At 66.2% G+C, this 24064-nt stretch carries 24 protein-coding genes; 18 read left to right on the top strand and 6 right to left on the bottom strand.

Annotated features, from left to right (window positions below; genetic code table 11):
* Positions 1 to 127: 127 nt before the first annotated feature.
* From AC1DD3_RS02885 to AC1DD3_RS02870, 4 genes are all read right to left on the bottom strand, one after another.
* Complete coding sequence (locus AC1DD3_RS02885) at positions 128 to 745, bottom strand: hypothetical protein (protein ID WP_230119034.1); 618 nt, start codon at positions 743 to 745, stop codon at positions 128 to 130.
* Complete coding sequence (locus AC1DD3_RS02880) at positions 745 to 1149, bottom strand: DUF4383 domain-containing protein (protein WP_230119035.1); 405 nt, start codon at positions 1147 to 1149, stop codon at positions 745 to 747. The genes AC1DD3_RS02885 and AC1DD3_RS02880 overlap by 1 nt, the downstream gene beginning before the upstream one ends.
* A 111-nt stretch (positions 1150 to 1260) precedes the next feature.
* A complete protein-coding gene (locus AC1DD3_RS02875; RefSeq protein ID WP_230119036.1) occupies positions 1261 to 1845 on the bottom strand; it encodes a hypothetical protein in 585 nt (194 codons plus the stop codon).
* A gap of 126 nt (positions 1846 to 1971) precedes the next feature.
* The gene (locus tag AC1DD3_RS02870) at positions 1972 to 2451 is read right to left on the bottom strand and encodes an Lrp/AsnC family transcriptional regulator (RefSeq protein WP_230119037.1); all 480 of its coding nucleotides are present in this window, start codon (positions 2449 to 2451) and stop codon (positions 1972 to 1974) included.
* 195 nt (positions 2452 to 2646) lie between these two features.
* On the opposite strand from AC1DD3_RS02870, the gene pdhA reads away from it, so the two are divergent.
* The 3 genes from pdhA to AC1DD3_RS02855 are packed head-to-tail and all read left to right on the top strand — an operon-like array spanning position 2647 to position 6217.
* Positions 2647 to 3825 carry a pyruvate dehydrogenase (acetyl-transferring) E1 component subunit alpha gene (pdhA, locus tag AC1DD3_RS02865; protein WP_230119038.1) on the top strand — a complete coding sequence of 393 codons (1179 nt, stop codon included), beginning with the start codon at positions 2647 to 2649 and terminating at the stop codon, positions 3823 to 3825.
* Positions 3825 to 4835 carry an alpha-ketoacid dehydrogenase subunit beta gene (locus AC1DD3_RS02860; protein WP_230119039.1) on the top strand — a complete coding sequence of 337 codons (1011 nt, stop codon included), beginning with the start codon at positions 3825 to 3827 and terminating at the stop codon, positions 4833 to 4835. Before pdhA ends, AC1DD3_RS02860 begins: the two co-directional genes overlap by 1 nt.
* Complete coding sequence (locus tag AC1DD3_RS02855) at positions 4832 to 6217, top strand: dihydrolipoamide acetyltransferase family protein (protein ID WP_230119040.1); 1386 nt, start codon at positions 4832 to 4834, stop codon at positions 6215 to 6217. Before AC1DD3_RS02860 ends, AC1DD3_RS02855 begins: the two co-directional genes overlap by 4 nt.
* Positions 6218 to 6284: 67 nt before the next feature.
* On the opposite strand, the gene AC1DD3_RS02850 is transcribed toward AC1DD3_RS02855, so the two are convergent.
* Positions 6285 to 6938, bottom strand: coding sequence for an SACE_7040 family transcriptional regulator (locus AC1DD3_RS02850; protein WP_476880993.1), 654 nt, complete (start codon positions 6936 to 6938; stop codon positions 6285 to 6287).
* Positions 6939 to 7146: 208 nt separating this feature from the next.
* On the opposite strand from AC1DD3_RS02850, the gene AC1DD3_RS02845 reads away from it, so the two are divergent.
* The 7 genes from AC1DD3_RS02845 (at position 7147) to AC1DD3_RS02815 (ending at position 15226) form a co-directional block, all read left to right on the top strand.
* Positions 7147 to 8754, top strand: a complete 1608-nt coding sequence (locus AC1DD3_RS02845) for a carboxyl transferase domain-containing protein (protein WP_230120614.1) — start codon at positions 7147 to 7149, stop codon at positions 8752 to 8754.
* A gap of 109 nt (positions 8755 to 8863) precedes the next feature.
* Entirely contained in the window at positions 8864 to 11050 is a 2187-nt protein-coding gene (locus tag AC1DD3_RS02840; RefSeq protein ID WP_476880992.1) for an acetyl/propionyl/methylcrotonyl-CoA carboxylase subunit alpha, read from the top strand.
* Between the two features lie 2 nt (positions 11051 to 11052).
* Positions 11053 to 12216, top strand: coding sequence for an acyl-CoA dehydrogenase family protein (locus AC1DD3_RS02835; RefSeq protein ID WP_230120612.1), 1164 nt, complete (start codon positions 11053 to 11055; stop codon positions 12214 to 12216).
* Between the two features lie 45 nt (positions 12217 to 12261).
* Positions 12262 to 13053: a CoA transferase subunit A gene (locus AC1DD3_RS02830; protein ID WP_230120610.1), complete on the top strand. Its 792-nt coding sequence runs from the start codon at positions 12262 to 12264 to the stop codon at positions 13051 to 13053.
* Between the two features lie 2 nt (positions 13054 to 13055).
* Positions 13056 to 13808 (top strand): CoA transferase subunit B, encoded by a 753-nt coding sequence (locus AC1DD3_RS02825; protein WP_230120608.1) that lies wholly within the window; start codon positions 13056 to 13058, stop codon positions 13806 to 13808.
* Positions 13805 to 14371, top strand: a complete 567-nt coding sequence (locus AC1DD3_RS02820) for a MaoC family dehydratase (protein WP_230120606.1) — start codon at positions 13805 to 13807, stop codon at positions 14369 to 14371. Before AC1DD3_RS02825 ends, AC1DD3_RS02820 begins: the two co-directional genes overlap by 4 nt.
* 15 nt (positions 14372 to 14386) lie before the next feature.
* Complete coding sequence (locus tag AC1DD3_RS02815) at positions 14387 to 15226, top strand: HpcH/HpaI aldolase/citrate lyase family protein (protein WP_476880897.1); 840 nt, start codon at positions 14387 to 14389, stop codon at positions 15224 to 15226.
* Between the two features lie 25 nt (positions 15227 to 15251).
* Here the strand turns inward: AC1DD3_RS02815 and AC1DD3_RS02810 are convergent, their stop codons facing one another.
* Positions 15252 to 16715, bottom strand: coding sequence for a lipase maturation factor family protein (locus AC1DD3_RS02810; protein ID WP_476880896.1), 1464 nt, complete (start codon positions 16713 to 16715; stop codon positions 15252 to 15254).
* Positions 16716 to 16828: 113 nt separating this feature from the next.
* Between AC1DD3_RS02810 and AC1DD3_RS02805 the strand changes: the two genes are divergently transcribed.
* The 8 genes from AC1DD3_RS02805 to AC1DD3_RS02770 all read left to right on the top strand — a co-directional run bounded on the left by AC1DD3_RS02805 (position 16829) and on the right by AC1DD3_RS02770 (position 23929).
* Positions 16829 to 17572 (top strand): sulfite exporter TauE/SafE family protein, encoded by a 744-nt coding sequence (locus AC1DD3_RS02805; RefSeq protein ID WP_230120600.1) that lies wholly within the window; start codon positions 16829 to 16831, stop codon positions 17570 to 17572.
* 55 nt (positions 17573 to 17627) lie between these two features.
* Positions 17628 to 18857 carry a 1-deoxy-D-xylulose-5-phosphate reductoisomerase gene (gene dxr, locus AC1DD3_RS02800; protein ID WP_230120599.1) on the top strand — a complete coding sequence of 410 codons (1230 nt, stop codon included), beginning with the start codon at positions 17628 to 17630 and terminating at the stop codon, positions 18855 to 18857.
* Positions 18858 to 18876: 19 nt separating this feature from the next.
* Positions 18877 to 20208: a M50 family metallopeptidase gene (locus AC1DD3_RS02795; protein WP_230120597.1), complete on the top strand. Its 1332-nt coding sequence runs from the start codon at positions 18877 to 18879 to the stop codon at positions 20206 to 20208.
* A 101-nt stretch (positions 20209 to 20309) separates the two neighbouring features.
* Positions 20310 to 21008 carry a MarR family transcriptional regulator gene (locus AC1DD3_RS02790; protein ID WP_230120595.1) on the top strand — a complete coding sequence of 233 codons (699 nt, stop codon included), beginning with the start codon at positions 20310 to 20312 and terminating at the stop codon, positions 21006 to 21008.
* A complete protein-coding gene (locus AC1DD3_RS02785) occupies positions 21005 to 21559 on the top strand; it encodes a hypothetical protein (protein ID WP_476880895.1) in 555 nt (184 codons plus the stop codon). Before AC1DD3_RS02790 ends, AC1DD3_RS02785 begins: the two co-directional genes overlap by 4 nt.
* A 25-nt stretch (positions 21560 to 21584) precedes the next feature.
* The gene (locus tag AC1DD3_RS02780) at positions 21585 to 21875 is read left to right on the top strand and encodes a YciI family protein (RefSeq protein ID WP_230120591.1); all 291 of its coding nucleotides are present in this window, start codon (positions 21585 to 21587) and stop codon (positions 21873 to 21875) included.
* Positions 21876 to 21912: 37 nt separating this feature from the next.
* Positions 21913 to 23079 carry a flavodoxin-dependent (E)-4-hydroxy-3-methylbut-2-enyl-diphosphate synthase gene (ispG, locus tag AC1DD3_RS02775; RefSeq protein ID WP_230120589.1) on the top strand — a complete coding sequence of 389 codons (1167 nt, stop codon included), beginning with the start codon at positions 21913 to 21915 and terminating at the stop codon, positions 23077 to 23079.
* Positions 23042 to 23929, top strand: coding sequence for a GNAT family N-acetyltransferase (locus tag AC1DD3_RS02770; protein ID WP_230120618.1), 888 nt, complete (start codon positions 23042 to 23044; stop codon positions 23927 to 23929). The genes ispG and AC1DD3_RS02770 overlap by 38 nt, the downstream gene beginning before the upstream one ends.
* Positions 23930 to 24064 lie beyond the last annotated feature (135 nt).

Here is a 24064-nt window from a genome sequence, read left to right as displayed (position 1 = left end):
TCCGGGCCGCTGACATGGCGGCATGACGGAAGCTCCCGCGCGGCTGAACTGCACCTCCGAAAGTTGGAGCCGCGCGGGGGCCTCCCGTCTTCAGGGCTGCTTTGTCGCAGTGCTCTGACCGCGGCGGTCAGGGACCGTGGTGTCCTCCCGCGCCGCTGTCGAAATGGCTTCCGTGCGGGACGGCGAACTGTCCGGCGGCGGAGGCCGCGAGTCCCGGCGTCGCTATGGCAGCCACGGCGACAGCTCCCGCGAAGGCCGCTGCGAGCATCCGTCCTGCACCGGAAGCGCCGGCCGGGCTGTCAGTGCCGGGGAGTCCGCCGTCGTCCGTCCTCCCAAGGGCCTGGCGGCGCAGCCAGCCTTGGGCGGCGATGATAGTGAGGGTCAGCAGCAGGGCGGCGAGGTGGCTGACGTTGAGGCCAGCCATGTTGCCGCTGCCGCCGGTGACAATTGCCAGCAAGTGGACGGCAGCGGCGGCCGGCAGCAGGACGGCGGACCAGCCTGGCAGCGGAAAGCTGCTGTTTCTAAGGGCCGCCACAGTCCAGCCCAACAGGGCGACTCCCCATATGGCCGCAGCTGTGGCAAGGGGCATTGGCCATGGGTGGCCGGGCAGGCCTCCGGCCGCGAACAGGCTGGAGGAAATCGCGAGGTTGACCGCCGCCGTGCCGAAGCCTGCAAAGCCGGCGAGCAGCCGGACGGCCGTTTCCCGTGGGTTCTCCAGAGGCAGGACTGCCTGGCCGCCGTTCATTAGACGCGGACTGCGGCGGGGGTTTTCTCGACGGACAGGCCGACGCCCAGCAGCAGAACGGCGCTTGCCAGGTGCAGCACGTTGTCGGCACCGTTGAGGGCGATGATGTTCAGCGGCGAGCTGAGCAGGAACAGGCCAAGGATGCCCACCAGGAGGTACACGGCGCCTACGCCTGCGTTGATGGTCCGGGCTGCCGGGACGTTTTTAAGGCCCGCATACAGCAGTGCCGCGCCGATGGCGAGGTGAATGACGTTGTGCAGGGGATTGACTTCGAAAATGATGAGGTTGGCGCCTTCGGTGGAGAAGAAACCGATTCCCGAGGTCACGGCGAATCCGACAAGCCCCACGAGGAGGTAGACGGCTCCGAAGGCGGTGGCAATGAGGCGGTTCGGTGAATTGCGCATGGCCCGAATCCTTCCGGTAGGGCCGGGACACGCGTCCCGGCCGGGTTGCGGAGCCCCGGACGGGACTCTCGGAAGCAATTCGGACCACACCGGCCGGTGGATGGGTGACGGTCAGGTCTTGGGCTTGAGCCGGATGGTGACCATCTTGAGCTCGTCCGTCCCGGCGAAGCGGTAGACGAGTTCGATGTCCCGCCCGTTGCACTGAATGAGGCCCGCCACGTCGGCGATGTTGGTGCCGTTCTGGGCACTGACTTTTAGGTCGTCGTAGGACGTGGTGCACGACGGGTCCAGGTTCAGGCTGCGGACCCCCGAGGCGAAGTCTTCCAGGGACAACCGCTGCTTCAGGGCAGGGTCCATAAAGTCGTTGTAGGCCTTGTTGGTTTCGCCTGAAATGACGAGCCTGGTGAAATCATCGGCGAGATCCGAGGCATGGCGTGTTGCCCCGCCCACGAGATTCACCAGAAGGGTGACTCCCACGGCAACCAGGAGCAGGACGCCGCCCACGATCCCCAAAACGATCCAGAGGCCTTTCCGGCTCTTTGCCGGAGGCTGGCCCGGCAGGCTGAAAGGAGTAGGGGGCAGGGTGTTCCTGCCGAACCGCTGCCGGGTATACGGCTGCTGGCTGGTCGGCTGCTGGCCGCCCGGCCCGTTGGGCGGCGTCGGCCCTGGCTCATGCGGGTCCGGGGTGTTGCTCAAGGTGGGCCTTTCCGGCAGCCGCTGCACCGGCGCGCCTGGTTGCTGGGCCCGCTGCCGGCGCCCGGTCACTTCACGTGGGATTAGCCTATAGCCCGGTCCCGGCAGCACGGGAACGGGACAACGGGTTTAGCTCTGGTCGGTCGCTGAGCCACGGTCCAGGAGCGGCTGGATCCGGAAAGGGATCAGCTCGCCCATGGCCAGCGCCGTATCCGTCCTGTCCACGCCGTCGCAGGCGAGGATTTTTCCGTTGATCCGGAAGAGGTCTTCGGCGTCGAGGGCCACAACGCGCAACAGGAGGTCTGCCGAGCCTGTGAGCCCGTAGCCTTCCAGGATTTCCGGCACGCTGGCCAGTTCCTCTGCCAGGCTTCCGAGCTTCTGCTGCTGGACGTGCACCGAGATGAAGGCCATTAGGGGGTAGCCGAGGGAGACCGGGTTGATGCGCCGTTCAAACGAAAGGAAGACGTGTTTCTTTTCGAGCTGGGCCATCCTGGCCTGGACCGTGTTCCGCGACAGGCCGAGCTTCTGGGCCAGTGCCACAACAGTCCGCCGGGGATCGCGCGCCAAGGCCGAAAGGAGCCGGGTGTCAGTGCCATCCAAAGCTTGCATAATGCGCAAGGCTAGCACGGTCTGGGCCGTTCATATGATGCATTGTGCTCAGTTTTTGCGGCGGTGGTTGTACCGCCTGAGCATTGTGAGTATGGTCACAATTATCCGGAGCAACGGCGCCCGGAAGGCCGGAATGCGGCGGGATCACGAGTCCTTCCGCGGGACGGTGACACGACGTCAGAAGGTTGCACAACTGTGTTGACAGACGAGTTGGGCCAGGGCGGTACAGCCGCCGGGGGCCCGGGCAACAGGGCAGGACATCAAGGCGGGGCCGGCCAGAACCTGGTCCAGCTGATCACCCCCACAGGGGAACGCGTCAGCCACCCGGAGTTCGACCCCTGGGTCCAGGACATTTCAGACGAGCAGCTGGGCACCCTGTACGAGGACCTGGTGGCCATCCGGCGGATCGATACGGAAGCCACGGCGCTGCAGAGGCAGGGCGAGCTTGCCCTCTGGCCGCCGCTGTTGGGCCAGGAAGCGTCGCAGATCGGTTCTGCCAGGGCGCTCCGGGCCGACGATTTTGTTTTTTCCAGTTACCGCGACAACGGAGTTGCCTACTGCCGCGGAGTGGATCTGACCGACATTGTGCGTGTCTGGCGGGGCAACGCGTCCTCGGGCTGGGACCCCTACACGGTCAACATGGCGACGCCCCAAATAATCATTGGCGCCCAGACCCTGCACGCCACCGGCTACGCCATGGGCATCCAGAACGACGGCGTAGATTCCGTGGCCATCACCTATTTCGGCGACGGCGCCACGAGCGAGGGCGACGTCAACGAGGCCTTGGTCTTTGCAGCCAGCTTCCAGGCGCCGGTTGTGTTCTTCTGCCAGAACAACCACTGGGCCATCTCCGAACCGGTGCGGCTCCAGTCCCACATCCAGATCGCGGACCGCGCGGCAGGCTTTGGCATCCCCAGCATGCGCGTGGACGGCAACGACGTCCTGGCCGTCATGGCAGCCACCCGGGTTGCCCTGGACCGCGCCCGGCGCGGCGGCGGCCCGACCTTCATTGAGGCCGTCACCTACCGGATGGGCCCGCACACGACGGCGGACGACCCCACCCGGTACCGCGACGCCAACGAACTGGAGGACTGGGCCGCGAAGGATCCGATCCGCCGCGTCAAGGCGCTGCTGGACCGAAAGGGCCTGCTGACCGAGGAATTTGAAGCCGCCGTGCAGCAGAAGGCCGATGCCGTGGCCCGCGAGATGCGTGCAGGCTGCATCAATATGCCCGAACCGGAGCCGCTGGACATTTTCAAACACGTCTACAGCACGCCGAACTCGTGGCTGGACCGCCAGCAGGACCATTATTCCCGTTACCTGGCATCCTTCGGTGATCCCGCAGGAGCCCATTCAGAAGAAGGTGCACGCTGATGACCCAGATGACCTTTGCCCGGGCAATAAACTCCGGGCTCCGCAAGTCCCTTGAAAACGATCCCAAGGTCATCCTCATGGGCGAGGACATCGGAACCCTTGGCGGCGTCTTCCGTGTGACGGACGGGCTGCAGAAGGACTTCGGCAAACACCGCGTGGTGGACACCCCCCTGGCCGAGTCCGGAATCATGGGCACCGCGGTTGGGCTTGCCTACCGCGGCTACCGTCCGGTGGTGGAGATTCAGTTCGACGGGTTCATTTACCCTGCCTTCGATCAAATTGTGTGCCAGGTGGCCAAGCTTCACTACCGCACGCAAGGCGCGGTGAAAATGCCCATCACGATCCGCGTTCCGTTCGGCGGAGGAATCGGTTCGCCCGAGCACCACTCCGAATCTCCCGAGGCCTACTTCACGCACACCTCGGGCCTCCGCGTGGTCAGCCCGTCCAGCCCGCAGGATGCGCACACCATGATCCAGCAGGCCATCTCCTGCGATGACCCGGTGCTCTACTTCGAGCCCAAGCGCCGCTACCACGACAAAGGCGAAGTGGATGAGTCCCTTGACGCTGCCGGTTCTCTGTCAATGGAAAAGGCCCGGGTGATCACGGAGGGCCACGACGTCACGCTCGTGGCCTACGGGCCGCTCGTGAAGACCGCCCGCGACGCCGCCATGGCAGCCGCTGATGAAGGCGTGTCCGTGGAAGTCATCGATCTCCGCTCGCTGGCTCCGGTGGATTTTGCCACCGTGGAGGCGTCCGTGCGTAAGACCGGCAGGATGGTGATCACCCATGAGGCCGGACAGTCAGGCGGCCTGGGCGCCGAGCTTGCCGCCAGCATCACCGAACGCTGTTTTTACCATCTCGAGGCGGCACCCGTCCGCATCACAGGCTTCGACGTGCCGTACCCCTACTCCAAGCTCGAGATGCACCATCTTCCCAGCCTCGACAGGATTCTCGACGGCGTGGACCGCGCGCTCGGCCGCCCGAATTCGCTGAGCGGGCTGGAAGGATGACCGCCACCATGATCAAGGAATTCCGGCTCCCCGATCTCGGCGAAGGCCTGACCGAATCCGAAATCGTCAGCTGGAAGGTGAACGTCGGAGACACCGTCACCCTGAACCAGATCATCGCCGAGGTGGAAACCGCCAAGGCTGTGGTGGAGCTTCCGTCGCCCTTCGCGGGAGTGATTACTGCCCTGCATGAGCAGCCCGGCACCGTGGTGGAAGTCGGCAAGCCGATCGTCTCCTTCGAGGTGGAGGGCGACGCCGGCGGCCAGCCCGCCGATGGCGGGGAGACCGAGGCGGTCCCCGCCAAGAGGGAACCGAACCTCGTGGGGTATGGTGCCGTCGTCGAAAGCTCCGGCCGCCCGGTGCGCAGGCAGCGCAACTTCGCGGCAGCGTCGATGCCGCTGGTTGAGCCTGTGCAAACCCCGCCCGTCGAAACTAGACCTGTGCAAACCCCGCCTGTCGAATCCACGCCTGCCGAACGTCCCCGGTCCACGCCGCCGGTTCGTAAGCTGGCCAAGGACCTCGGGGTGGCTTTGGGGGAAGTTCTGGGCAGCGGCCCGGGCGGTCTCATAACCCGGGATGACGTCCGGAATTTCGTGGGCGGCGGGGACCTCCCGGCCGCGGCCCAGGAGCTCGCGGCGGCAGGGGCCGGGCAGCCCCAGGGGCGCGGTGGGTACGGCCAGGGCGAGCGCGAAGCGCGCACGCCTATCAAGGGAGTCCGCAAGTTCACGGCGGCAGCCATGGTGTCCAGTGCTTTCACAGCGCCGCACGTCACGGAGTTCCTCACCGTTGACGTCACGCCTGCGATGGAGCTGCTGGCCCGGCTCAAGTCCGGCAAGGCCTTTGCGGGGCTCAAGCTGACGCCGCTGACGCTCGTGGCCAAGGCAGCGCTGATTGCCCTGCGGCGCAATCCCACCCTGAATTCCCGGTGGGACGAAGCCAACCAGGAGATCGTGCAGTTCAACTATGTGAACCTCGGGATTGCGGCGGCCACACCCCGCGGCCTCACCGTTCCCAACATCAAGGACGCGGACCGGATGACGCTGGCCGGGCTGTCCACGGCACTCACCGAACTGACCGAGACGGCCAGGGCCGGCAAGACCAGCCCGTCGGACCTTTCCGGCGGCACCATCTCCATCACCAACATCGGGGTCTTCGGCATCGACGCCGGCACGCCCATCCTGAACCCGGGCGAGGCCGCGATCCTGGCCATGGGCGCGGTGCGGAAGATGCCGTGGGAATACCAGGACCAGATCGCCCTCCGGCAGGTCATGACCCTGAGCCTCTCCTTCGACCACCGGCTGGTGGACGGCGAGCAGGGTTCAAGGTTCCTGGCGGACCTCGGTGCCCTCCTCGCCGATCCCGGCATGGCGCTCGCGATGGGCTAGAACGCAGAAGCTGCCCTGGCCCGCATAACCGTTGACTGGCAGCAACGGTTATGCGGGCAAGGGCCGCTCATGCGCGCTGAGCCGGGGGAACGGGGGCCGGGGGAACGGCGGGGGCAGTCAGTGCCGCGAGTGCCATGTTCTCCAGCAGAGGCCTGGCCGACTTGATGGCCATTCGCCGGCCATGGTTCCTCACCGAGTGGGGAGTGGAGTTGATCAGCCCGAAGGTCGCATGGGCACGCATCCGGAGGTCTGCCGTTTCCGTCTCGGTGTGGATTCCCGCCAGCACGTCAACCCAGAGCTCCACGTAGCTGCGCTGCAGTGCCCGGACCTCCGCCTGGTCCTCGTCGGAAAGGTTGCTGAAGTCCCGGTCCTGGACACGGATCACATCGGGGTTGCTCAGCGCGAAGTCCACATGGAACTGCACTAGCCTGCCCAGGGCCGCTGCAGGGTCCCCGGCATCGGCCACCACGCGCTGTCCGCCGTCGAGCAGGTCCTGGCTGACGCTCAGCAGCAGGGCACCCAGCACGGCCTGTTTCCCCGGAAAGTGGCGGTAGACGGCCGGCCCGCTGACGCCGGCGGCGGCCCCGAGGTCCTCCAGGGAGACGCGGTTGAAGCCGTTGACGGCGAAGAGCGACGCGGCGGCGGACAGCAGAGCCTGCCGGCGGGTTTCCTTGGCTCGGCTGCGCTGGGTGGCACGGGTCGGCTGGGCACCCTCGGCCAGGGCGTCCGGCTGTGAGCCGTGCCCGCTGCCGGCAAGCCGGCCCTGCTCCGTGATCGGCACATTTCCTCCTCGCAACTGCAAACACTAGCAACCCGCGGCCGTGTTGGACATCACAGTTAATAGAGACTAACCTAAATCTCAGTTACACGGCACTAACCGAAAGCAGCCAGGCCGGGCAGTCGGGCCGGTCAAGGAATGGAAGTAGTCAATGGAGACACTCGCCAGCCGGCTGGATCCCACCAGCGAGGCCTTCGCGGCCAACAGCCTTGCGCAGCAGGCGCTCGCAGGCGAGCTGCGCAAGCGGCTCGCCACGGCAGCCATGGGCGGTCCGGAGAAATCCCGCGAGCGCCACATGGCCCGCGGAAAACTCCTTCCGCGCGAACGGATCGACCAGCTCCTCGACGACGGCAGCCCCTTCCTGGAGATTGCCCCGCTCGCAGCAAACGGCATGTACAACGACGATTCGCCGGGTGCCGGGGTGATCGCCGGCATCGGGCTGGTCCATGGCCGCCAGGTCCTGGTCATCTCCAACGACGCCACCGTCAAGGGCGGCACGTACTACCCGATGACGGTCAAAAAGCACCTCCGGGCCCAGGAAATCGCGCTGGAAAACAAGCTGCCCTGCATCTACCTCGTGGACTCCGGCGGCGCCTTCCTGCCGAAGCAGGACGAGGTCTTCCCGGACAAGGAGCACTTCGGGCGGATCTTCTACAACCAGGCCCGGATGTCCGCGGCCAAGATCCCGCAGATTGCCAGCGTGATGGGCTCCTGCACCGCCGGGGGCGCCTACGTTCCTGCCATGAGCGACGAAACGGTCATCGTCCGCAACCAGGGAACGATCTTCCTGGGCGGCCCGCCCCTGGTAAAGGCCGCCATCGGCGAGATCGTCACGGCCGAGGAACTCGGCGGCGGAGACGTCCACTCCAGGATCTCCGGCGTCACGGACCACTTGGCCGAAAACGATGAGCACGCCCTGCAGATCGTCCGGGACATCGTCTCCACCCTGCCGCGGCCGGCCGCGCCCGCCTGGGACGTGGACACCGCCGTCGAGCCTGTAGCGGACACTGCCGAGCTCTACGGCGCTGTCCCCACGGACGTCAACGCGCAGTATGACGTCCGCGAGGTCATCGCCCGGCTGGTGGACGGCAGCAGGTTCCATGAGTTCAAGAAGAATTACGGCACCACCCTCGTGACCGGCTTCGCGAAGCTGCACGGCCACCCCGTCGGGATCGTGGCCAACAACGGCGTGCTCTTCAGCGAGTCATCGCTCAAGGGCGCGCACTTCATCGAGCTGTGCGACCAGCGCGGCATCCCGCTGGTCTTCCTGCAGAACCTCTCAGGCTTCATGGTGGGCAAGGACTATGAACAGGGCGGCATCGCCAAGAACGGCGCCAAAATGGTCACCGCCGTGGCCACCGCCCGCGTGCCTAAGCTGACAGTGGTGATCGGCGGATCCTTCGGCGCCGGCAACTACTCGATGTGCGGCCGGGCCTATTCCCCGCGTTTCCTCTGGATGTGGCCTGCGAGCCGCATCTCCGTGATGGGCGGCAACCAGGCCTCGAGCGTGCTGGCCACCGTCAAGCGCGACCAGTATGAGGCCGCCGGGCGCGAATGGTCGGCCGAGGACGAGGAAGCCTTCAAAGCCCCCATCAGGCAGCAGTACGAGGACCAGGGCAGCCCCTACTACTCCACCGCGCGCATCTGGGACGACGGCGTGATCGACCCCGCGGAAACGCGCACCGTACTGGGCCTTGCCCTTGACGTCGTCTCCCGCGCCCCGCTGCCGGAGACATCCTTCGGCCTCTTCCGGATGTGAGCAAGCAGTGACGAATCCAGCAGTGACGAATCCAGCAGTAACTAATCCAGCAGTGACAGCAGTGACCCGTCCGGCGGTATCCGCCTCCGATGCGGGGACCGAACCGGCCATGTTCCATACTGTCCTGGTCGCCAACCGCGGCGAGATCGCCTGCCGGGTGATCCGGACGCTGCATGCCATGGGTATCCGGTCGGTGGCCGTCTACAGCGATGCCGACGACGGCGCCCGCCACGTGCGGGAAGCGGACACTGCCGTGCGGATCGGGCCCGCTGCCACGGCCGAAAGTTACCTCAAGATCGAGGCGATCATCCGGGCGTGCAAGGACACCGGCGCGCAGGCGGTGCACCCGGGGTACGGCTTCCTCAGCGAGAACGTCGAGTTTGCGCGGGCACTCGCGGCGGCCGGCATCGCCTTTATTGGCCCCGGCATCGAATCCCTGGAGGTCATGGGGGACAAGATCCGTTCCAAGAATCATGTGGCCGGTTATGGCGTTCCGGTGGTTCCCGGCATCGCCGAGCCCGGCCTGACGGACGAGGATCTGATCAGCGCCGCCGCGGCCGTGGGATATCCGTTGCTCATCAAGCCGTCCGCGGGCGGCGGCGGCAAGGGCATGCATGTTGTTGAACGCCCGGAGGACCTTCCTGCCACCCTGGCCACAGCCCGCCGCGTTGCCGCGAGCGCATTCGGCGACGACACCCTGTTCCTGGAGCGGCTGGTCATGGCTCCGCGGCACATTGAAGTGCAGGTGCTGGCCGACGGCCACGGCAACGTGATCCATCTGGGGGAGCGCGAGTGCTCCCTGCAGCGCCGGCACCAGAAGGTGATCGAGGAAGCGCCGTCGCCGCTGCTGGAATCCATGAACGACGGCGGCGTGACCCGCGCGCGCATCGGGGAGGCCGCCTGCCAGGCGGCCCGCAGCGTGCACTACAGCGGAGCAGGAACCGTGGAGTTCCTCGTCTCGGACAACGCCCCGGACGAGTTCTTCTTCATGGAGATGAACACCCGCCTGCAGGTGGAGCACCCGGTCACCGAAATGGTCACGGGCGTGGACCTCGTGGAGTGGCAGGTGCGCATCGCCGCCGGTGAGGTGCTCACGGTGGCACAGGACGACGTCGTGCTTGAAGGCCACGCCGTTGAGGGGCGCGTGTACGCGGAGGTTCCTGAGCGGAACTTCCTGCCGTCCTCCGGCGAAGTGGTGCTGCTCGATGAACGCGGGATCATCTTTACCGCCCTGGCAGACCTTGACTCCGCGAGCCCGGCGTCAGCGGACCCGCACATCCGCATCGACTCCTCCCTGCAGACCGGGCTGGAGATTTCCAGCGACTACGACCCCATGCTGGCCAAGGTCATCGCCTGGGGCCCCGACCGCCAGTCGGCGCTGGACAAGCTGGACACGGCCTTGGGGCGGTACACCGTTCTCGGTGTCGGGACCAATGTGGAATACCTGCGGCTCCTGATCAACGATGACGACGTCCGCGCCGGCCGCCTGGACACCACGCTGATTGACCGCAAGATGCCGAGCCTGACGTTCCGGAGCGCAGGGGACGCGGAGCTCATGGCAGCAGCCTTGCAGTTCTGGGTCATGGACGAAGGTCCTGACGGCGTCGCATCCCCGTGGGACACCGTCCGCGGCTGGCGGCTGGGCCGCCCCGCGCCCTGGAGGATGAGCTTTGGCCTTCCCGGCGGTGACCTTGCCACGGTGGCCGTCACCTGGCAGAGCAACCTGGACCTGGGACACGCCCTGGTCCGGGTCAATGACGGCCCTGAGTACAAGGTCATGGTCCTGGGGCTGGCCAGCAGTTCCATCGACTTGGACGTTGACGGGCAGGAGTTCACGTTCGCGCTGGGATCGTTCTGGGAGGACTACCCCCGGGAAGGGCGCCCGCAGAACGTCTACGTGGGCAGCGGCGGCTGGTCCTGCGGACTCGAAGTGCTCAACCGCGAGTCTCGGCTTGCGAGGGTGCTGGCCGCCATCGAGCGTGAAGTGGGCGCGGCGGACCCGGAAGTCCGCTCTCCCATGCCCGGGACCGTCGTTTCGGTGTCCGTGCACGACGGCGACACGGTGGAAGCCGGTGAGGTGCTGCTCTCGGTGGAGGCCATGAAGATGGAACACCAGCTCGTGGCAGAAGTCGCCGGGACGGTGCACATCACGGTCAGGACCGGGGACCTGGTGAAGGCCGACCAGGTGCTCGCCACGATCCACGCGGACCCGGCGGCCGACAATGCCCAGGACCCTGCCGCCGACAAATCAGAACCAACAATTCAAGATCCAACACATGAACGTAAGGGAGCCTAGCTATGGCCGATTTTGAGCTCAGCGAGGAATACCAGGACCTCAGCAACACCGTCCGCGAGTTTGCCGATGAGGTAGTGGCGCCGGTCTCGGCCAAGCACGACGAAGAACACAGCTTCCCGTACGAGATTGTCTCGCAAATGGCGGACATGGGGCTGTTCGGTTTGCCGTTTCCGGAAGAGTCCGGGGGCATGGGCGGAGACTACTTCGCGCTGGCCCTCGCGCTGGAACAGCTGGGCCGCGTGGACCAGTCCGTGGCCATCACCCTTGAAGCAGGCGTTTCACTCGGCGCAATGCCCGTCCACCGCTTCGGGACCGAAGCCCAGAAGCAGGAGTGGCTGCCGCTGCTCGCCTCCGGAAAGGCGCTCGCAGGGTTCGGGCTGACCGAACCGGAGGCCGGCTCCGACGCCGGCGGCACGAAGACCTCCGCGAGGCTGGAGGACGGGCAGTGGGTCATCAACGGCAACAAGGAATTCATCACCAACTCCGGCACGGACATCACCAGGCTGGTGACCGTCACCGCCGTGACCGGGCAGCATGAGCGCAAGGACGGCAGCATCAAGAAGGAGATCTCCACCATCCTGGTGCCCACCAACACGCCGGGGTTCAAGGCGGAGAAGGCCTACAACAAAGTGGGCTGGAATGCCTCGGACACCCATCCGCTGACGCTGAAGGACGTCCGTGTTCCGGAGGCCAACCTGCTCGGCGAACGGGGCCGTGGCTACGCGAACTTCCTGTCCATCCTCGACGAAGGCCGCATCGCCATCGCGGCACTGGCCACCGGGGCGGCCCAGGGGTGCGTGGATCTCTCGGTCAGGTATGCCAAGGACCGCAGGGCGTTCGGCAACAACATCGGCAAGTACCAGGCCATCTCCTTCAAGATTGCCCGCATGCAGGCACGCGCCCACACAGCCCGGCTGGCGTACTACGACGCGGCCGCCAGGATGCTCGCCGGCAAGCCGTTCAAGACCCAGGCGGCCATCGCTAAGATGGTCGCAGGCGAGGCGGCCATGGACAACGCGCGGGATGCCACCCAGGTGTTCGGCGGCTATGGCTTCATCAACGAATTCACCGTGGCACGCCACTACCGCGACTCCAAGATCCTTGAGGTCGGGGAAGGCACCACGGAGGTCCAGCTGATGCTGATCGCCCGCGAACTCGGGCTCTGAACGGCCCGGGGGCCGAGCCTGACGAGACACCTGAAAGGATCAACGATGATTGACAAGGTTGTTGCCAGCGCTGCGGAGGCCGTTGCGGATATTCCCGACGGCGCGTCGCTCGCCGTCGGGGGGTTCGGTCTCTGCGGGATCCCGGTGGCCCTGATAGATGCCCTGCATGAGCACGGCACCAAGGATCTGGAGACGGTGAGCAACAACTGCGGCGTCGACGACTGGGGTCTCGGGATCCTGCTCAGGGACGGGCGCATCCGCCGGACCATCAGCTCGTACGTCGGGGAGAACAAGGAGTTCGCCCGGCAGTACCTTTCCGGGGAACTTGAGGTTGTGCTGACACCGCAGGGCACGCTCGCCGAGAAGCTGCGCGCCGGCGGTGCCGGCATCCCCGCGTTCTACACGAAAGCAGGCGTGGGCACCCAAGTGTCCGAAGGCGGGCTGCCACAAAAGTACGACGCCGACGGCGGCATCGCGATCGCCTCCGAACCGAAGGAGGTGCGGACCTTCAACGGCGTGGACTACGTCCTGGAAGAGTCCCTCGCCCCTGACTTCGGCCTGGTCCACGCCTGGAAGGGCGACCGGCACGGGAATCTCGTCTTCCACGCCACGGCCATGAACTTCAACCCGCTGTGCGCCATGGCCGGCCGGACCACCATTGCCGAGGTTGAAGAGCTGGTGGAACCGGGGGAGCTGGACCCCGAACACGTCCACCTCCCCGGCATCTTCGTCCAACGGGTCGTCGTGGCGTCGCAGGGCGAAAAGCGCATCGAAAAGCGGACGGTGGCACTCTCGGCACCTTCCGCAGCCGGTACCACCGACCAGGCAGGAGCGTAGCCATGGAGTCGATCAGCTCACAGGGGGCGCCGCCCCGTCCCGAGGCCGTCCGCCACGAATACCGGCGTGCCGCAACGTCGCACCCGGAAGGCAAGGGCTGGACACGGAACGAGCTCGCTGCGCGGGTGGCGCAGGAGCTCACGAATGGGCAGTACGTCAACCTTGGCATCGGGATGCCCACGCTGATCCCCAACTACATCCCCGCCGGTGTGGAGGTGGTCCTGCATTCGGAGAACGGCATCCTGGGCGTCGGCCCCTATCCAGGCGAGGACGAGGTCGACCCCGACCTGATCAATGCCGGCAAGGAAACCGTCACCGTCAACAAGGGGGCAGCCTTCTTTGACTCCTCGCTGTCGTTCGGCATGATCCGCGGTGGGCACGTGGACGTGGCAGTGCTCGGCGCCATGGAGGTCGCCGCCAACGGCGATCTGGCCAACTGGATGATCCCGGGCAAGATGGTCAAGGGCATGGGCGGCGCCATGGACCTGGTCTTCGGCGCCAAAAAGGTGATCGTGATGATGGAGCACCTGGACCGCAACGGCAAACCCAAGATCGTGGAGCGGTGCACGCTGCCGCTCACGGGCCAGGCCTGCGTGGACCGGATCATCACGGACCTCGCCGTGATTGACGTGGTCGCCGACGGCAGGTCATCCAGGCTGGTCCTGCGCGAGCTGGCTCCCAACGTGTCTGTGGACGATGTGGCTGCGGCCACCGGCGCCGAGCTGTTCGAAGAAGACCAGGAACTGACTGTATGACGGCGGGCCGCCAGGAACAGAAGGCCGACGGGGATTCGACCGGCTCCACCAGCGTCAGCCCCCGCGTTGTTGAACAGCGGGGCCTCTACTTCGACGAATTGGAAGAAGGAGTGGTCTACGCCCACCGGCCGGGCCGGACGGTCACCGAGACCGACAACGTCCTGTTCACCACCATGACCATGAACACGCAGGGACTGCACCTTGACGCGGCGTGGAGCGCGGGGCAGCCGTTCGGCCAGCGGCTGGTGAACTCGATGTTCACCCTGGCTACCGTCGTTGGGCAGTCCGTCACCCAACTCACGCAGGGGACCATCATCGCGCAGCTTGGCCTGACCGATGTGTCCTTCCCCGGCCCGCTCTACCACGGCGACACTTTGTACACCGAGACCGTCATCACCGGAAAGCGGCTCTCCGGATCGCGCCCGGGCCAGGGGATCGTCACCATGAAGCACACCGGCCGCAACCAGGACGGCGCGGTGGTTGCCTTGGCGACACGCAGCTGCCTGATGTGGACCCGGGAGGCACACCTGAAGGCGGAGACGGAAGCGCAGAAGGAAAAATAATCGGACAATGACTGTATGACTTTCGTGATGGGCCCCGCCCTGCTGTTCTGCCCTGCTGACCGCCCCGAACGCTTCCAGAAGGCCGCCGAGCGCTCCGATGCCGTCATCATTGACCTCGAGGACGCGGTGGCGGCGCCGGACAAGCAACGGGCCCGGGGGGCGATCCTGGCCCAGCTCGGCAGTTCCGGCGAAGGGCCGGAGCTCGACCCCAGCCGGACCATCATCCGGATCAACCCGGCCGGCACGGAGGACTTCGAGAAGGACCTCCATTGCCTGGCGCACACGCCATACCGGACGGTGATGCTGGCCAAGACCGAAAGCGCGGAGCAGCTGCGGGCCCTCGAGGGCTTCCACGTAATCGCGCTGTGCGAAACGGCCGCCGGGATCGTGAACGCGCCGGCCATTGCCGCCGCACCCAACGTGGTGGCGCTGATGTGGGGGGCAGAGGACCTCCTCGCGTCCCTCGGCGGGACGTCCAGCAGGAAGGACGACGGCGGCTACCGCGCCGTTGCGCTGCATGCCCGGTCATCGGTGCTGCTCGCGGCAGGGGCCTTCGGCAAGGAAACAGTGGACGCGGTCTACGTCAACATCCCGGATCTCGAGGGGCTGACCGAGGAGGCCCGGGACGCCGCGGCGTCCGGCTTCAGCTCAAAGGCCTGCATCCATCCGAACCAGGTCGCTGCGGTCCGCGCGGCCTACGCACCGGCCGACGAGGACGTCGCCGCCGCCCGGGAGCTGCTGGAGGCTGCACGTACGGCAGGAACCGGGGTGTTCCAGTTCAAGGGCAAGATGATCGACGGGCCCATCCTCAAGCACGCCCAGTCCACGATTCGGCGGGCCGGGGTCTCTGCCTAGCGGGAGCCCCAGCAGGAGCCGTTCCTTACTGCCGCCGTCCCGGAGCGTGCCTTAGGGAGAGCGGCGGGATGGCTTCATACAGCGGAGTCCGGATCCAGCGCTGGCCGGTCTCGCGGAACTCGGCCCGGTTGGAGAAGCGGTACAGGTAGGTGCGGGCGCGCACCCAGCGCGGGCGTTCGCCGTCGAACGGATCATTGCGCAGCAGGCGCAGCACCGCATGGTCGGCCTCCAGCAGCTTGGCCAGGAAGGTGTAGAACCATTCCTCGTGCACGGTGCGCAGGGGAAGGAACCACATGAGCCAGTCGAGCCGCAGGTGGTAAGGGGCCCACTGGCGCGGCAACCTGCGGACATCGCCGGGTTTGCCCTTGAAGCCGTACTCCCGCCAGTCCTCCGAGTCGGGCTCCTCCTCCATGGTGCCCTCGACAGCCACCTCAATCCGTTGCTTCGTCACCGTGCCGAACGCGCCGTAGGTGTTCACCAGCTGCCAGCGGTTGAAACTGGCGTTCATCAGCTGGTGGCGCGAAAACAGGTTGCGGACGGGCCAGTAGCTGAGGGCCGCGAGCAATAGTGTCACTGCGAGGGTGATGACGAGCCACCACAGCGGCGTTTGCCGGCCGTCACCAGCCGTGTGCCGGTCCAGCGGAATCACCGGCAGCACCGCATGCGCCACGGGATCGCTGACTGCCGCGAAGGCCAGCACTATGGCGATCCAGTTCAGCCACGCGAAGTTGCCGCTGGCCACGAGCCACAGCTGCGTAAAGATGATGATGCCGGCCGCGATACTCGCGACCGGCTGCGGGGCGAAGAGGAAGAAAGGCACCACAAGCTGGGCGAAGTGGTTGCCCACCACCTCCAGCCGGTGGAACGGCCGGGGCAGGAGATGCGCCTGCCGGCTAAGCGGTCCCGGCATGGGCTGCGTCTCATGGTGGTAGTACAGCGCCGTGAGGTCGCGCCACTCCCGGCCGCCGCGGATCTTGATCATGCCCGCGCCGAATTCCAGCCGGAACACCAGCCAGGCCACGAGGATCAGGATGGTCCGGGGCGGATCCGTCTGGTCGGAGCCGAGAAAGGCCACCGTGAACCCGGCCTCAAGGAGCAGCATCTCCCAGCCGAAGCCGTAAAACGTTTGTCCCACGTTGACGATCGACATGTACAGCAGCCACAGCGCAAGGAAGGTGATCAGCGGCAGCCACGGCGGCCCCAGCTGCGGAAGCCCGGCAACCAGGGTGGCTGCAACGGCCAGTCCCGTGCAGCACACCGAACGCAGCAGCCGGTCGGAGTAGCGCCAGCGGAACAGCGTGGGCCTCCGCAGCCTGCTGAACCCCTCCAGATAGTCGGGTACGGGCAGGAGTCCGCGCTCGCCGAGCAACGCAGGGAACTGGTTTAGGGACGAAAGGAACGCAACGAAGTAGAGCGCGGCGATGCCACGCTGCAGCACCTGCCGGGCGAATTCGAAGTCCCGCGCGTCGAACCAGGAGGCCCAGTCCACCCTTCCACGTTACGCCCGCCGCGGAGGGCGTCAAGGCACTTCCGGGCGGCGGCACTCTCGATCGTTGAGGAGTGCCCGACGGGGACAACCAGTCGCGGCATTAGGATCGGAACATGTTTGCACTGGTGCTCATCGCGGTCGTTGCGGGGGCCTTGGCGCAACGGCTTGCCGGCCTGGGCTTCGGGCTCCTGGTCTCGCCGGTCCTCGTGGTGCTCCTGGGTCCGTTCGACGGCGTGATGATCATCAACCTCTGCGGCGCGGCCTCGTCACTGCTGATCCTGTCCAGGGTGTGGCGGCACGTCAGCTGGCGGCGCTACCTTGGCCTCGCGGCTTCGGCGCTGACCGGCGTAGTGCCCGGCGCCTGGCTGGCCAGCCACGCCCCGGAGGCGCCGCTGGAGGTCTGCATCGGAGCCCTGTTGATCCTGGGGCTGTTGGCTTCTCAGCGGCTGAACCGCAGCGACTGGCGGGTCTCGGGCCCGGTTCCGATGGTCTCGCTGGGATTTACCAGCGGACTCATGAACGCGGCGGCGGGAGTGGGAGGCCCGGCCATTACGGCCTACGCCATCGTGACGCGCTGGGAGCAGAAGAGCTTCGGAGCCACCCTGCAGCCGTACTTTGTGACGACCGGGCTGTCCTCGCTGCTGAGCAAATACCTGTTTTCCGGGGGCCACCTTCCGGCCCTGGAAGGCTGGCACTGGCTGGGCATCCTGGCCGCAATGGTCTTGGGGATCGTGGCCGGCGACCTCCTCTCCGGCAGAGTCCGGCCCGGGGTCGTCCGCAGGATTGTTGTGGCGATCGCCTACGCCGGAGCTGTGTCCACGATGGCCAAGGGCGTGGTGGAGATGGCATTGGGCTAGCCTCCTGCCACGTCGCGGCATGCGGCAGGCGTCCGCTGTGCGGGATACTTAAGTCATGCAGACTTCGGGCGCCAGCCGTTCAGCCAGCCGACCAGCAACGGGCCAGCCGCGCAGAATCGTCCTTCTCGGATCCACCGGTTCGATCGGCACCCAGGCAATTGACGTCGTCGACGGCGCCCCGCACCTTTTCGAGGTCGTGGCGCTCAGCGCCGGCGGCGGCAACCTGGAACTCCTCGCACGGCAGGCCGTGCATACGAGGGCGCGCGCGGTGGGCGTCGCCTCCGGCGATCCCCGCCGCCTGCAGGACCTGATCGATGACGCCGCCCGGGCGGCCGGGCTCGCGCGGTACCGTCCGGAGATCATCGCCGGCCCGGACGCCTCCACAAGGATCGCCGCCGTGGAAGCGGATGTGGTGCTCAACGGCATCACCGGCTCCATCGGCCTGGCGCCCACGCTTGCCGCCCTCGAGGCCGGAGCAACACTCGCGCTGGCCAACAAGGAGTCGCTGATTGTGGGCGGCTCCCTCGTCAAAGCCGCCGCCGGGGAGGGCCAGATCGTGCCGGTGGACTCCGAACACTCCGCCATTGCCCAGTGCCTGCGCTCCGGCTCTGCCGCCGAGGTGGACAAGCTCATCCTGACGGCGTCCGGCGGCCCGTTCCGCGGCCGCACCCGTGAGCAGCTGGCGGACGTCACCCCGGAAGAAGCTTTGGCCCACCCCACCTGGGACATGGGCCTGATGGTCACCACCAACTCCGCCAGCCTGGTCAACAAGGGATTGGAAGTGATCGAGGCGCACCTGCTGTTCGACATCCCGCTGGACCGGATCGACGTCGTGGTCCACCCGCAGTCAGTGGTCCATTCCATGGTGCAGTTCGTGGACGGCTCCATCATCGCCCAGGCCTCGCCGCCGGACATGCGCCTGCCCATCGCGCTCGGTCTGGGTTGGCCTGACCGTGTTCCGCAGGCGGCCACGCCCTGCGACTGGACGCAGGCCACCAGCTGGACCTTCGAGCCGCTCGATGTGAGCGCCTTCCCGGCCGTCGGGCTTGCCAAGGACGCCGCCAAGCAGGGGAGCACTTATCCGGCTGTATTCAACGCAGCCAACGAGGAGGCTGTGGTGGCCTTCCATGAGGGCCGCATCCGGTTCACGGACATTGTGGATACCATCGAAGCGGTCCTCAGCGAACACCCGGGTTCCTCCCGGTTAACGGTCGAGTCCGTGCTGGATGCTGAAAAGTGGGCACGAGCCCGCGCCCACGAACGTTTAGCAGTGAGCAGTCTCTAGGAAGCAGCAGATCGAAAGCATGAGTCCCGTTATCCTCTTCATCCTCGGTGTCGTCTTCGTTGCCGTCGGCATCGCGGTGTCCATTGCCCTGCACGAGGTGGGGCACCTGCTTCCCGCCAAGCTGTTCAAGGTGCGCGTCACCAAGTACATGATCGGCTTTGGCCCCACTGTCTGGTCCACCAAAAAGGGCGAGACGGAATACGGTTTCAAGGCCCTTCCGCTGGGCGGCTATGTGTCGATGATCGGCATGTACCCGCCCAACAAGGTCGACGGCTCGGTGCGTCCCTCCAGCACCGGGATGTTCCAGACGCTCGCCACCGAAGCCCGGTCCATGGCCCACGAAGAGGTGGGGCCCGGGGACGAAAACCGCGTGTTCTACCGGCTTCCGGTGTGGAAAAAGATCATCGTGATGCTGGGCGGACCCGCGATGAACCTGCTGATCGGCGTCGTGCTCACCGCCGTGCTGCTCATGGGGTTTGGTGTCGCCACGCCGACGACGACCATCGCCGACGTCTCGAAGTGCCAGGTCAAGGCGGGGGAGACCGTCGATCCGAACTCCGCCGCCTGCAAGCTGACGCCTGCCGCCTCCGCCGGTATCAAGCCGAACGACGTCATCACGTCCTTTGACGGCAAAGCCGTCACCGGCTGGGATGAGCTCACCGGCTGGATCCGCGCGTCCGCGGGACGCAAAGTCAGCATCACCGTGGAGCGGAACGGCGCACCGGTGACCACGACCGTCACGCCCGTGCTGTCGGCGCGGCCGGTCATCGGCGAAGACGGCCGGCAGGCGAAGGACTCCCAGGGCAAACTCCGGTACCAGGACGTCGGCTTCCTCGGCATTGGTGCGCAGACAGCGCTCGTTGCCCAACCGGCGTCGTCCGTCCTGCCCATGGCGGGGGAGAACATCCGGCAGGTTGCCGGCGTCATCCTCAATCTTCCTGCCCGTGTTGCCGGAGTGGCGAAAGCCGCCTTCAGCGAAGAGCCGCGGGACCCGAACGGTCCCATCAGTGTGGTTGGTGTGGGCCGGGTGGCCGGCGAAGTTGCCGCAATGGAAGACGTGCCGGTGCAGTCCAGGCTCGCCGCCCTGGTGGGCCTGCTGGCGGGCCTGAACTTCGCGCTTGCGGTGTTCAACTTGGTGCCGTTGCTGCCGCTCGACGGCGGCCATGTGGCTGGGGCTCTGTATGAAGCGGCCCGGCGGCGCGTTGCAAAGCTCTTCGGCAAGCCCGACCCGGGTGCCTTCGACATTGCCAAGCTGCTTCCCGTGACCTACGTCGTGGCAGCCCTGCTGATGGGGATGGGTGCGCTGCTGATTTATGCGGACATCGTGAAACCGGTAAATCTCTTCGGATAACCCCAAACAGCTGATATCGAGTAATCAGCCGATTTTGGATGATTTATCATAATCAGTCTGAAGTGATTGATATTGAGCGATATGCCGCTTACGGTTGAGCAATGTACGTCATGACAATCGACCAGCGGGGCAGCCGCACCGATATTGACCGGGTGCCCGAGCTGCTGGACGGACTGCGGCGGCTTTCCCGGGGCCGCTTTGAACGTTCAGTGGGGGATGAGATCCAGGGCGTCCTCGACATGCCGGCCGACGTGGTGGAGGTGGCCATCCACGCGCTCCGCAGCGGCCGCTGGTATGTGGGGATCGGCATCGGCCCAGTGAATGAGCCGCAGCCGGTCAGTCCCCGGGAGGGATCGGGGGCCGCCTTCGTGGCGGCACGACAGGCCGTGGACCGTGCCAAGGCTGCCGCCAGCCACGTTCCGGTGGCGGTGGTGTCGGGCGGTGTCCGGCGCGGTACGGCGGCCGCGGGCGATGCGGAAGACGGAGTTAGGGCGTGCGCCAATGCAGAAGCTGTTTTGCGCCTCGTGGGGAGGCTCATCAGGGAACGGACTGAGGCCCAGTGGCGGGTGGTAGACGCGCTCCGGGCCAGAAACGGACGCGATCCCGGTCGCCACGGACAGCAAAAGCAGGTTGCCCAGGAACTGGGAATCAGCGAACAGTCGGTGAGCCGGGCCATCATCAGGTCCGGATGGCAGGAAGAATGGGCGGCGAGACCGGCGGTGGAAATGCTGCTGGCCACCGCCCATGGGCTGATCCTTGACGCGTCCGGCCCGGAAGCACCCAACCGAGGAGAACGGTGAACGCACTCTGGATCACACTGGCCCTGGTGGCGGCAGGGTTCGTGGGCTGGCCTGTGACGGCACTGGTGTTCAGGCTCGCCCGGACTATCGACGACAAGGCGGATGCCACCGCCGGCACGGCAGAGAACGCCGACGATCCTTCGGCCGATGTCACCGTGGACTCCGGGACCACCGGGGATCCCCAGGACGCCGCGGAGTCCAAAAGCACGGCGGATTCCAAAAGCACGGCAGATTCCAAAGGCACGGGCGCCGGCAACACGGTGGACGGCGACATTACGGTCACCCGGGAAACATCGCCGGAGCCGCCCGCAACGCGGATCCTGCGCGGCGGAGCCATCATCGGAGTGCTTGAGCGGCTGGCCGTCTGCCTGGCCATCCTGACGGGTCAGCCCGTGGCCATTGCCTACGTGGTGGCCATCAAGGGCCTGGGGCGCTTCGCTGAACTCAAGGAGACCCCCGTGGCCGCGGAGCGCTTCATCATCGGGACCCTCACCTCCATGCTCTGGGCAGCGGGTGTCGCGGCCTTTACGAAGGTGGTGCTCCTCGGGTAGGGCGGCCGCGGGATAGGGTATCTGTATGACTGTTTTCGCTGTTGAGTACGTATACGATGCCGAGTCCGCGGATGTCCGTGCCGCCACCCGCCCGTCGCACCGCGAATGGACCGCAGGGCTGGCCGAGGAGGGCGTGCTCCTCGCGAGCGGCCCTTACGGTGACGGCGCCGGTGCCCTGCTCATCTTCAAAGCCGCCGACGAGAACGCGCTGAACGACATCCTCAAGCAGGACCCCTTCGCCGCCGCCGGCGTCATCTCCGGCACACGCACCACGGAATGGGCTCCGGTGACCGGCCTCCTGGCCGACCACGCCTAGCCCTTCCCGCTAATTTTCTTCGATACAAGGAGTCCACGTGACCTCGGTCAGCCTGGGAATGCCATCCGCACCGCCCCCCGTCCTTGCTCCCCGCCGCAAGACACGGCAGATCAAAGTCGGCTCGGTGGGCGTCGGGTCCGATTCGCCCGTCAGTGTGCAGTCGATGACCACCACGCCCACCACGGACATCAACGCCACCCTGCAGCAGATCGCCGAGCTGACGGCGTCCGGCTGCGACATCGTCCGGGTCGCCTGTCCCTCCGCGGATGACGCCGAGGCCCTCCCGATCATCGCCAGGAAGTCCCAGATACCGGTCATCGCCGACATCCACTTCCAGCCGAAGTACGTCTTTGCGGCCATCGAAGCCGGCTGCGCCGCCGTGCGCGTCAACCCCGGCAACATCCGGAAGTTCGATGACCAGATCAAGGAAATCGCCAAGGCAGCCAAGGATCACGGCACTTCCATCCGCATCGGTGTCAACGCCGGATCCCTGGAGCCGGGCATCCTGAAGAAGTACGGCAAAGCCACCCCGGAAGCCCTGGTTGAGTCCGCGGTCTGGGAAGCGTCCCTGTTCGAGGAGCACGGTTTCCACGACTTCAAGATCTCGGTCAAGCACAACGACCCGGTCATCATGGTGGCGGCGTACGAGATGCTCGCCGAGAAGGGGGACTGGCCGCTGCACCTTGGCGTGACCGAGGCGGGCCCCGCGTTCCAGGGCACCATCAAGTCGGCCACGGCCTTCGGGGCCCTGCTCTCGCGCGGCATCGGCGACACCATCCGTGTCTCCCTGTCCGCCCCGCCGGTCGAGGAGATCAAGGTGGGCAACCAGATTCTGCAGTCCTTGAACCTGCGTCCGCGCAAGCTGGAAATTGTGTCATGCCCGTCCTGCGGCCGTGCCCAGGTGGACGTCTACACCCTGGCCGAACAGGTGACCGCCGGACTTGAAGGCATGGAAATCCCGCTGCGCGTAGCTGTCATGGGCTGCGTGGTCAACGGACCGGGCGAAGCACGCGAAGCTGACCTGGGAGTTGCGTCCGGCAACGGCAAGGGCCAGATTTTTGTGAAGGGTGAGGTCATCAAGACTGTCCCTGAGAGCCAGATTGTTGAGACACTGATCGAAGAGGCCATGCGTATCGCGGAAGAGATGGGGGAGGCCGATGGCGAAGATGCTGTCAAGGGTGGCCCCGTGGTTAGCGTCTCATAAAGACGGAGCCGCTCCGGACCGTGTGACCGTGCGGGCACTGGGTGCTGCGGATACGGCCGGGCTGCGCGAGTTGGCCGCTGCTGATCCCGTGGCGAATGTCTTCATCCTGGCGCACCTGGAATCTACGGGCACGGCCGCCCCGACTCCAGGGGGCGCCAGTGTTCTGGGCGTTTTCGACGACGGTTTGCTGGTTGGTGCCTGCTGGGCGGGCGCCAACCTGGTGCCGGTCCAGCTCGCGCCCGCGCTCACCGGGGCGGTGGCTGCCGCGGCGCACCGCTCCGGCCGGAGGTTTGCGTCCATCTTCGGTCCGGCGCACACAGTGCTTGCCTTGCACAATCACCTGGAGCAATTGGGACATGTGGCGCACGAAGTGCGCCCGGACCAGCCCCTCATGACCATTGCCGGTCCGCCAGCCGTAGAACCCAACTGGCAGCTGGGGTTCGGCCAATACGCTGACTTCGACACCATTCTCCCGGCCTGCGCGGCGATGTTCGAGGAGGAAGTGGGCTATTCGCCGTATCTGGGCGGCCGGGACTTCTATAGCCGCCGGGTCGCGGGACTGATCCGACAGGGGCACTCCCTGGTTCACCTCAGCGACGGCGAAGTGGTGTTCAAAGCCGAGCTTGGCGCCGTGACCACCGAAGTGACGCAGGTGCAGGGCGTGTGGATGAACCCCAGCTACCGCGGACTGGGCCTGAGCGCCGGCTACATGGCTGCCGTGGTGCTGCTCGCCCAGAAAATGGCGCCGGTCACCAGCCTCTATGTCAACGACTACAACTCCCGCGCCCGCGCCACCTACGAGCGAGTAGGCTTCCGCCAGGTCGGGACTTTTGCCACGGTGCTTTTCTAAGGCCGGTGCATTTCTGAGCCCGGTGCTTTTCCGAGGCCGGTGCTTTTTCTGAGACCGGGCTTGAAATGGGTGACTGCCATCACATAGGTTCTAACTGACCGTGCCTTCGGGCGCGGATGGTCTCAGAGAATTGGC

The organism is Arthrobacter sp. 05T444 (assembly GCF_056395905.1).
This window is presented reverse-complemented; position numbering and strand designations above follow the sequence as displayed.

What these genes read in the sequence shown, in the direction of transcription:
- AC1DD3_RS02885 (WP_230119034.1), bottom strand. Translation starts at nt 745, where the DNA reads ATGAACGGCGGCCAGGCAGTCCTGCCTCTGGAGAACCCACGGGAAACG.
- AC1DD3_RS02880 (WP_230119035.1), bottom strand. Translation starts at nt 1,149, where the DNA reads ATGCGCAATTCACCGAACCGCCTCATTGCCACCGCCTTCGGAGCCGTC.
- AC1DD3_RS02870 (WP_230119037.1), bottom strand. Translation starts at nt 2,451, where the DNA reads ATGCAAGCTTTGGATGGCACTGACACCCGGCTCCTTTCGGCCTTGGCG.
- AC1DD3_RS02860 (WP_230119039.1), top strand. Translation starts at nt 3,825, where the DNA reads ATGACCCAGATGACCTTTGCCCGGGCAATAAACTCCGGGCTCCGCAAG.
- AC1DD3_RS02855 (WP_230119040.1), top strand. Translation starts at nt 4,832, where the DNA reads ATGACCGCCACCATGATCAAGGAATTCCGGCTCCCCGATCTCGGCGAA.
- AC1DD3_RS02845 (WP_230120614.1), top strand. Translation starts at nt 7,147, where the DNA reads ATGGAGACACTCGCCAGCCGGCTGGATCCCACCAGCGAGGCCTTCGCG.
- AC1DD3_RS02840 (WP_476880992.1), top strand. Translation starts at nt 8,864, where the DNA reads ATGTTCCATACTGTCCTGGTCGCCAACCGCGGCGAGATCGCCTGCCGG.
- AC1DD3_RS02835 (WP_230120612.1), top strand. Translation starts at nt 11,053, where the DNA reads ATGGCCGATTTTGAGCTCAGCGAGGAATACCAGGACCTCAGCAACACC.
- AC1DD3_RS02830 (WP_230120610.1), top strand. Translation starts at nt 12,262, where the DNA reads ATGATTGACAAGGTTGTTGCCAGCGCTGCGGAGGCCGTTGCGGATATT.
- AC1DD3_RS02825 (WP_230120608.1), top strand. Translation starts at nt 13,056, where the DNA reads ATGGAGTCGATCAGCTCACAGGGGGCGCCGCCCCGTCCCGAGGCCGTC.
- AC1DD3_RS02820 (WP_230120606.1), top strand. Translation starts at nt 13,805, where the DNA reads ATGACGGCGGGCCGCCAGGAACAGAAGGCCGACGGGGATTCGACCGGC.
- AC1DD3_RS02815 (WP_476880897.1), top strand. Translation starts at nt 14,387, where the DNA reads ATGACTTTCGTGATGGGCCCCGCCCTGCTGTTCTGCCCTGCTGACCGC.
- AC1DD3_RS02805 (WP_230120600.1), top strand. Translation starts at nt 16,829, where the DNA reads ATGTTTGCACTGGTGCTCATCGCGGTCGTTGCGGGGGCCTTGGCGCAA.
- dxr (WP_230120599.1), top strand. Translation starts at nt 17,628, where the DNA reads ATGCAGACTTCGGGCGCCAGCCGTTCAGCCAGCCGACCAGCAACGGGC.
- AC1DD3_RS02795 (WP_230120597.1), top strand. Translation starts at nt 18,877, where the DNA reads ATGAGTCCCGTTATCCTCTTCATCCTCGGTGTCGTCTTCGTTGCCGTC.
- AC1DD3_RS02790 (WP_230120595.1), top strand. Translation starts at nt 20,310, where the DNA reads ATGTACGTCATGACAATCGACCAGCGGGGCAGCCGCACCGATATTGAC.
- AC1DD3_RS02780 (WP_230120591.1), top strand. Translation starts at nt 21,585, where the DNA reads ATGACTGTTTTCGCTGTTGAGTACGTATACGATGCCGAGTCCGCGGAT.
- AC1DD3_RS02770 (WP_230120618.1), top strand. Translation starts at nt 23,042, where the DNA reads ATGCTGTCAAGGGTGGCCCCGTGGTTAGCGTCTCATAAAGACGGAGCC.